Below are 4,802 nucleotides of genomic sequence, written 5' to 3'. Positions count from 1 at the left end.
CGGCCCGGCGGGGAGACGGCCGCCTACGTCATCTACACCTCGGGATCCACCGGCCGCCCCAAGGGGGTCGTGGTCCCCCACCGCAACGTGCTGGCCCTGATCGGTGCCACGTCCGCGGACCTCGGTCTCGGACCGGACGACGTGTGGACGTTCTTCCACTCCGGCGCCTTCGACTTCTCCGTGTGGGAGATCTGGGGCTGCCTGCTCACCGGAGGCCGGCTGGTCGTCGTACCGCACTGGGCGGCCCGCGACCCGGACGAGTTCCGCACCTTGCTGGCCCGGCGGCGGGTGACCGTCCTCAGTCAGACCCCGTCCGCGTTCTCCCAGCTCATCGAGGCCGACGCCCAGGCGGCACCGGCCCCGCCACTCGCCCTGCGGCTGGTCGTCTTCGGCGGCGAACCGCTGAACACGGCGATGCTGGAGCGGTGGTTCGCCCGCCACTCCCCCGCCCAGTGCCGGCTGGTCAACATGTACGGCATCACGGAGACGACCGTCCACGTCACCGCGCAGGAGGTGACCCCGCACCAGGTCGTGGAGCGGTCCCGGTCCGTGGGCCGGGCGCTGCCCGGCTGGTGGGTGTCGGTCCGGGACGAGCACGGCCACGTCCTGCCGCCGGGGCCCGCCGGTGAGATCTACGTGGGTGGCGCCGGGGTGGCCGACGGCTATCTCGGCCGTCCCGAGCTGACGGCGGCCCGCTTCCTCGACGATCCCGTGACCGGGGAGCGCGTGTACCGCAGCGGCGACCGGGGCCGGCTGCGGCCGGACGGCCGGCTCGACCATCTCGGCCGGCTGGACGACCAGGTGAAGGTGCGGGGCCACCGGATCGAGCTGGACGAGATCAGATCGGTCCTGGTCTCGGACCCCGGGGTCGCCGACGCGGCGGTCGTCTTCCGGGAGGGCGAGGCGGGGGACCCGGCCGGCGCCCGCATCGACGCCTACCTGGTGCTCCGGGACGGCGGCTCGGTCCAGCACGCGTGGCGGACGGCCCGCCGCATGCTGCCGGACCACATGCTCCCGGCCGGCCTCACCGAGGTGCCCGGCATCCCGCTGACCCTCAACGGCAAGCCGGACCCCTCCCGGCTCCCGCCCCCCGGCCCCGTCCCCGTCCCCGTGACGGACCGGGACGGCCCGGCGGCGGATCCGGAGGCAGGGCCGGGGACTGATCCGGGGGCGAAGGACGATCCCGGTACCGAGATCCTCTCGGTGTGGTCCGGCCTGCTGGGTGTCGACGTGGGACCCGACAGCAACTTCTTCGAACTCGGCGGCAATTCCCTCCTGGTGGTCCGGCTCCTCTCCGACCTGCGGAAACGGGGGCTGCCCGGCGTCACTCCCCGCGAGTTCTACGGGAACTCCACGGCGCGGGCCTTCGTGGAACTGGTCCTCGGCCGCATCGAGCCGACCCCGTAGCCGTCCTCACACCAAGGGCGCGAAGAAGTACGTGACGCGGTGGGCGAAGAGGCCGTTGCCGTCCGTCCTGAAAAAGTCGGCGAACCTCAGGCTCACCGCGTCACCCCCCTTCAGCGTCCCGGCGAAACTGCCGCGCACCACGGCGTCCTGCCCGGACGTCAGCAGCTGGTCGACCACGTGCCGGCCGTCGGCGATGACCCGCTCCCCGCGGTAGAAGGCGGTCAGTTCGCCCCGGCCCACCAGGGGCCGGTAGCCCGGCCGTTCGTAGGTCGCGTCGGTGGTGAAGAGCTCCACCAGTTCGTCGAAGCGGTTGGCGTCGACCAGCGCGTAGTAGCGGTGGACGGCGTCCTGGATCGATGAGGCTCCGGTCATGACCGCATGCTCCTCACCAGGCTCCGCGGCCGCATGTCGGTCCACTGCCGGTCGATGTACTCCAGGCAGGTGTCGCGGGTGTCCTCGGCGTGGGCGACCGCCCAGCCGTCGGGCACCTCGACGGAGGCCGGCCACAGGGAGTACTGCCCCTCGTCGTTGACGAGCACGAGGTAGGGGGCGTCCGGGTCGTCGAACGGATTCGTCATCTGAGGTCCTCATCTCTGTGTGTACGGATCCACGGACCGTGGATCCGGTTTTCGGTCCCTGCTCCGGATCCACGGTTCGGGTCGCGGCTCAGGAGAGCCGGCGCATCCGCTCGGCCAGGATCGGCCCGATCACCCGCAGCGCCTCCGGACCCGCCATGGCGGCGTGCCCGCAGTCAACCGTTCGGTGGTCGAGCGGGCCGTCGATGTACGGCGCCCACATCTCCGGGGTGACCAGACCGGACGGGTCCTTGCGGGTGGCCGCGAACACGATGGCCTCCGTGGCCACGGGCGTGTGCCGGTAGCCGGGGGTGATCCGCAGGTCGTTGGCCATGACCCGGAGGACGTCGGCGATCCGGTCCTCGGTGAAGTCGGCCACGGCCGCGTGGTGACGCCGGGCCAGTTCCGTGAACTGTTCGTACGTGACCGGTCCCTCGTCGTCCTCGGGCACCCCGAACGCCGCCAGCAGCGTCCGGTACACCATCGCCGTGTCGAGGGTCGCCTCCTCGGCGAGCTCCTCGGGCGTCCTCGGCCGCGCGGGCTGCGCGTCGAGGATGACCAGGAACGGGACGTCGAACCCACGGTCCCGCAGCCGGGCCGCCATGGCGTGGGCGACCACCGCGCCGAACGACCAGCCCAGCAGCGGGAAGGGGCCCTCGGGACGCAGCCGCAGGAGCTCGGCGATGTAGTCGTCGGCGATCTCCTCGACGCTGCCCGGGAGGTCGTCCGGCTCGGACAGACCACGGGCCTGGATCCCGTAGAGGGGCACCTCCGCGGGCAGGTGGCTCAGCAGGCCGGCGTACGACCAGCTCAGACCGCCGCCCGGGTGGACGCAGAACAGCGGCACGCCCTCGGCACGGGGCCGCAGGGGCAGGACGACACCGAAGGCGTCGGCCGTGCCGTCCTGGTCCGACTCCAGGCGGCGGGCGAGCCCGGCCACGCTGGACGTCTCGAACAGCGCGCGCAGTGGCAGCTCCACACCCAGGACGTCCCGGATGCGACCGATCAGCCGGGTGGCGAGCAGGGAGTGGCCGCCCAGGTCGAAGAACCCGTCGTCCACTCCGACCCGCTCCACCCCGAGGACGTCGGCGAACAGGCCCGCCAGCACCGCCTCCCGGGGGGTGGCGGGCCCATGCCCCTCGGCGGCGCCCCGGTCCGGGGCCGGCAGGGCGCGGCGGTCGAGCTTGCCGTTCGGGGTCAGCGGCAGTGCGGGCAGGGTGAGCACGGCCGACGGCACCATGTACTCGGGCAGCCGCAGGCGCAGGGCGTCACGGAGGTCGCGGCGTTCGGCGAGGTGCGACGCGTCGGCCCGGTCGTCGGGGACCACGTAGGCGACCAGCCGCTGATCGCCCGGCCGGTCCTCCCGGACCACCACCACGGCGTGCGCCACGCCGGGCTGCGCCCGGAGCAGGACCTCGATCTCGCCCGGTTCGATCCGGAAGCCCCGGATCTTGACCTGGTGGTCGGCCCGGCCGGCGAACTCCAGCAGGCCGTCGCGGTTCCAGCGGGCGAGGTCGCCCGTGCGGTACATGCGGCTACCGGCCGGACCGTACGGGTCCGCCACGAAGCGCTGTGCGCTCAGCCCCGGCTGCCCCAGGTACCCGCGCGCCACGCCGGCGCCGGCGATGTACAGCTCGCCCACCACGCCGGGCGGCACCAGGCCGAGGCGCTCGTCGAGGACGTGCACCCGCGTGTTGGCGATCGGCGTACCGATGGGCGTGCTCTCCCGCGGCGCCGCCGGGTCGATGCCGGCCGACGTGGACCAGATGGTGGTCTCGGTCGGTCCGTACAGGTTGACGACCTCGGCGGCGCGTGCGGCGAGGGTCCGCGCGAGGTCGGGCGCGAGCGCCTCGCCGCCCACCAGCACCCGGAGCCCGTCGAGGCACTGGGGCTGCTCGTCGGCGAGGGCCCGCCACAGCGTGGGGGTCGCCTGCATCACGGTGGCTCCGGTGGACCTGAGCAGACCGGCGAGCGCGGCGGGCGTGCGGGCCGTGTCGCGGTCGGCGAGCACGAGCGTGGCGCCCCTGGTCAGCGGCAGGCAGATCTCCAGGACGGAGATGTCGAACCCGACGGTCGTCACACCCAGCCAGCGGTCCTCGCCGGTCAGCGGGAAGCGCGAGGCCATGTCGGCGAGGAAGTTCGACAGCGCCGCGTGCTCCACGACCACGCCCTTGGGCGCGCCCGTGGATCCGGAGGTGTAGAGCACGTAGGCCGGACCGGCGGGACGGGCGACCGGGTCCGGGTCGGTGTCCGGGCACAGCGACAGGGCCGCCGCGGTGCCGGGGGCGTCGGTGACGACCGTCGCCGAGGACGGACGCTCCGCGAGAACGCCCGCTCCGACGCCCGTGGCGACGGCGTCGCTGGTGAGCAGGAGGGCGGGAGCGGCCTCGGTGAGGATGTGCGTCACCCGGGCACTCGGGAAGTCGGGGTCGACCGGCAGGTAGGCCGCACCCGTCTTGAGTACGCCGAGGAGAGCGGCGATCAGGTCGGCCGACCGCTCGTACATCAGCGCCACCGTGTCGCCCGGCCGGACGCCCTGGGCGATGAGCCAGTGGGCGACGCGGTTGGCCCGCGCGTTGAGCCGCGCGTAGCTCAGCCGTTCGGTCCCGGCGACCAGGGCCGTGGCCTCGGGCGTCCGCGCCGCCTGCGCGGCGAACAGCTCCGGCACGGTCGTCGCCGGCACGTCACGGCCGGTGTCGTTCCACTCCGCCAGAAGCTTCCGGCGCTCCTCGGGGGTGAGGATGTCGGCCCGGCCGACGGGCAGTTCAGGACGCGCGCTCACCTGCTCCAGGAGCCGCACCCACCGGCCCAGGAACGTCT

4 protein-coding genes are annotated in these 4,802 nt (G+C 73.6%); 1 reads left to right on the top strand and 3 read right to left on the bottom strand.

Features of this window, described 5'->3' with window-relative positions:
- Nucleotides 1-1,407: non-ribosomal peptide synthetase (locus tag ABD308_RS11890; RefSeq protein ID WP_344332214.1), on the top strand; the 1,407-nt coding region annotated here is incomplete at its 5' end.
- 6 nt (nucleotides 1,408-1,413) lie between these two features.
- Here ABD308_RS11890 and ABD308_RS11885 read toward each other — a convergent pair.
- From ABD308_RS11885 to ABD308_RS11875, 3 genes are all read right to left on the bottom strand, one after another.
- Nucleotides 1,414-1,779, bottom strand: coding sequence for a nuclear transport factor 2 family protein (locus tag ABD308_RS11885; protein ID WP_344332211.1), 366 nt, complete (start codon nucleotides 1,777-1,779; stop codon nucleotides 1,414-1,416).
- Entirely contained in the window at nucleotides 1,776-1,985 is a 210-nt protein-coding gene (locus ABD308_RS11880) for an MbtH family protein (RefSeq protein ID WP_344332207.1), read from the bottom strand. The genes ABD308_RS11885 and ABD308_RS11880 overlap by 4 nt, the downstream gene beginning before the upstream one ends.
- Nucleotides 1,986-2,073: 88 nt before the next feature.
- Nucleotides 2,074-4,802 (bottom strand): amino acid adenylation domain-containing protein (locus ABD308_RS11875; protein ID WP_344332203.1); only part of this gene is annotated, 2,729 nt, incomplete at its 5' end.

Origin of the sequence: Kitasatospora putterlickiae, from assembly GCF_039527695.1 — a bacterium.
Lineage (GTDB): Bacteria > Actinomycetota > Actinomycetes > Streptomycetales > Streptomycetaceae > Kitasatospora > Kitasatospora putterlickiae.
This window is presented reverse-complemented; position numbering and strand designations above follow the sequence as displayed.